This is a genomic window from Mycobacterium angelicum (assembly GCF_002086155.1).
Lineage (GTDB): Bacteria > Actinomycetota > Actinomycetes > Mycobacteriales > Mycobacteriaceae > Mycobacterium > Mycobacterium angelicum.
The window spans coordinates 1-3,678 of sequence record NZ_MVHE01000146.1 but is presented as its reverse complement, the minus strand read 5'-3'; the positions used below and the strand labels follow the sequence as shown (position 1 = coordinate 3,678).

At 66.9% G+C, this 3,678-nt stretch carries 1 protein-coding gene; it reads right to left on the bottom strand.

Annotation, left to right across the window (positions count from 1 at the left end; translation table 11 throughout):
- A partial coding sequence (locus BST12_RS28520; RefSeq protein WP_139802023.1) for a type I polyketide synthase occupies positions 1–3,678 on the bottom strand: 3,678 nt, incomplete at both ends.

The following is a 3,678-nucleotide window of genomic DNA, read 5'->3' as shown; positions in this document are numbered from 1 at the left end:
TGTCCAGATCGGGGCGGTCACGGTGAGCGGTGATGATCACGCTGCCCGCACCGGTGTCCGTGATGGCGGGGGCCAGCACGGGGTGCGGGGACAACTCGACGAATGTTTGGTCACCAGCCGCTAGCAGCATGGCTACTCTGTCACCGAAGCGAACCGGCTCGCGCAGGTTGCGGTACCAGTAGTCGGCATCCATCGTCGCGGTGTCAAACGGATCGGCTGAAAGTGCGCTTTCCACAGTCGAATACAGCGGAATGCGGGCGGCACGCGAAGTTACGTCGGCCAGTTCGCGCAGCAGCTGTTCACGGAGTTGTTCGACGTGGGGGGAGTGGGAGGCGTAATCGACGGCGATGGGCCGGACCTGGATGCCGTCGCGTTCGCAGACGCTGATGAACTGTTCCATCGCAGCTGCGTCACCGCTGATGACGGTGTGCGAGGGACCGTTGACCGCGGCGACGGAAAGTGCGCTACCCCAGTGCTGCAGTCGTTGGTGTAGTTCGCTTGCCGGCACCAGGACCGACGCCATCGTGCCGGTACCAGCCAGGGCTCCGAGAGCTTGACTGCGCAACGCCACAACCTTGGCGGCGTCTTCGAGGGTGAGTGCTCCGGCGATGTAGGCGGCGGCGATTTCTCCTTGGGAGTGTCCGATGACCGCGTCGGGCACCATGCCGTAGCCGCGCAGCACTTCGGCGAGCGAGACCGCGATCGCGAACAACACGGGCTGGACCACATCCACGCGGCGCACCGACGGGGCCGCCGGATCGTGGCACAGGACGTCGCGTACCGACCAGCCGGTCCAGGGGCGCAGCGCCTCATCGCACGCGTCGATCGCGTCGGCGAAGACGCGGTGATGGGTATAGAGCTCGAGGCCCATCGTGGGGTGTTGGGCACCTTGGCCGGGCAGGACGAACACAAGTTTGCTGTTGGATTGGATTAGGTTGTGCTGATCCAGATTTGGGTGTGGTGTGTTGGTATGCAGTGCGTGCAGCGCCGCAAGCAGATCCTGACGGGGGTCATCGCTGGCGGCGGATGCGGTGATCGCGGCCCGGTAGGCGTGGTGGGTGCGGGTGGTGGCCAGGCTGTAGGCCACCTGTGTCAGATCGGCGCCGGGATGTTCGGTGAGGTAGTGGTGGAGCCGGTCGGCCGCAGCGGCAAGGGCTGCGGGGGTGCGCGCGGAGATCGGCCAGATCCGTAGCGCAGGCTCAGCTTTCGGGCTAGCTGGTGGTGTTGGCGAGGCGGGGGCTTGTTGGAGGATCACGTGGGCGTTGGTGCCGCTGATACCGAACGAGGACACCGCCGCGGTGCGGGGGTGATCGCTCACCGGCCAACTGATGGGCTCGGTGAGCAGCCGAACCGTGCCGGCCGACCAGTCCACGTGCGGGCTGGGACGATCCACATGCAGGGTGGGCGGTAACACCTCGTGCTGCAACGCGGTGATCATCTTGATCAGCCCCGCGGCTCCCGCGGCGGCCTGGGTGTGGCCCACGTTGGACTTGATCGATCCCAGCCACAGCGGATGATCCGGGCCATGGTGCGCGCCATAGGTGGCGATCAGCGCGCCGGCTTCGATCGGATCGCCCAGCCTGGTACCGGTGCCGTGGGCCTCGACGACGTCGACCTGGTCGAGTCCGATCCCGGCGTTGGCGACGGCTTGCGCGATAACACGTTGCTGGGCAAGCCCATTGGGGGCGGTCAGCCCGTTGGAGGCGCCATCCTGATTGACTGCCGAACCCGCAATGACCGCCAGCACCGGGTGGTGGTGGCGACGGGCATCGCTGAGACGTTCGAGCACAACCACGCCGGCACCTTCGCCCCAGCCGGTGCCGTCGGCAGCCTCGGCGAACGCTTTACAGCGTCCATCGACGGCCAGCCCGCGTTGGCGCGCGAACTCGGTGAAGATGACCGGGGTGGTCATGATGGTCGAACCGCCCGCCAGCGCCAAGCTGGATTCGCCGCCGCGCAGGGACTGACAGGCCAAATGAACGGCGACCAGCGAGGAGGAACACGCGGTGTCCACCGTGATCGCCGGGCCTTGCAAGCCCAGGTGATAGGCCACCCGCCCTGAGGCCATGCTGATTGCGGTGCCGGTCAGGGCATAGCCCTCGACTCCTGCAGAAGCCGAATCGCCATAGGGTTGTGTCCAGGTTCCGGCGAATACCCCGGTGTCGGTGCCGGCCAACTCGGCGGGATCGATACCCGCGGTTTCCAGCGCTTCCCAACACACCTCCAAAAACATGCGTTGCTGGGGGCCGATCGCTTGAGCTTCCCGCGCTGAGATCCCGAAGAATTCGGCGTCGAATTCGGCGGCGTCGGGTACAAAGGCGCCTTGGTCGGTGTAGGTCTTGCCCACTGCGTCGGGGTCGGGGTCAAACAGCTCGGCTAGGTTCCAGCCGCGGTCGGTGGGGAAGCTGCCCATCGCGTCGGTGCCGTTGCTGACCACGTCCCATAACGCCGCCGGGGAATCCACCCCGCCGGGGAACCGGCATGCCATACCGACCACCACGACAGGGTCGTCCACGACAGCAGCGGGCAGGGCCCGTACCGGGATCGAGGCGTCGACGCTATCGCTGATTTGGGTAAGGAGGTATCCGGCGATGGCGGCGGGGGTGGGGTGATCGAAGACCAGGGTGGAGGGCAGGGTCAGACCGCTTTGCTGGGTGAGGGCGTTGCGCAGTTCCAGGGCGGTCAGCGAGTCGATGCCGAGGTCTTTGAACGGCCGTTGGGGGTTGAGGCTGGCGGGGTCGGGGTGGGCCAGCACGGTGGCCGTGGTGCTGACGACTAGAGCTGTGACGGTGGCCTTTTGGCGCTCGGGGGTTTGGCCGGCGAGCCGGGTGGCCAAGGTGCCGGCGACGGTGCTGGTGGTGGCGGCGTGGGGGCGGGTGGTGGTCAGCGCGGACAGGATAGGCGGCAGGGTGTTGTTGCGGGCCAGCCGGTCCAGGGCGCGCGGGTTCAGCGGGGCCAGTACCTGGTTGGGTTGGTGTTGCGCCAGCGCGGCATCGAACAAGGCCAAACCCTGGCTATTGCTGATTGGGGTCAAACTTGTCCGGGTCACCCGCGCTTGATCGACGGTCTGCAGGTGGGCTGTCATCCCGGAGGGGATATCCCAGTAGCCCCAGGCCAGGCTGGTTGCCGGTAGTTGGTGGTGCTGGCGGTGGTGGGCCAGGGCATCCAACACGGCGTTGGCGGCGGCGTAGTTGGCTTGCCCGGGATTGCCGAAAGTTGCTGCGGCCGAGGAGAACAGGACAAACGCGGCCAGGTCCTGGGTGGCGGTCAGCTGGTGCAGATGCCAGGCGGCGTCGGCTTTGGCGGCCAGCACGGTGTCGAGCTGAGCGGGAGTCAGTTCAGTGGCCACGGCGTCGTCCAGGACGCCGGCGGCATGGATGACCGCGGTCAACCGGTGGGAGTCAGGGATTGATTCCAGCAGGGTGGCCAGCTCGGTGGGATCGCTGGTGTCGCAGGCGGCGACGGTGACCTGCGCACCTAGTTCGGTCAACCGCTGTGCCAATTCCGGTGCGCCAGGGGCGGTCTCGCCCCGGCGCGACACCAGGAGCAAATTGCGCACCCCGTAACCGGTGACCAGATGCTCGGCCAGCAACCCGCCCAGCATCCCCGTCCCGCCGGTGATTAACACCGTGCCGTCGGGATCCCAGCTGAGCGGCGGGATGAGCACGATCTTTCCGG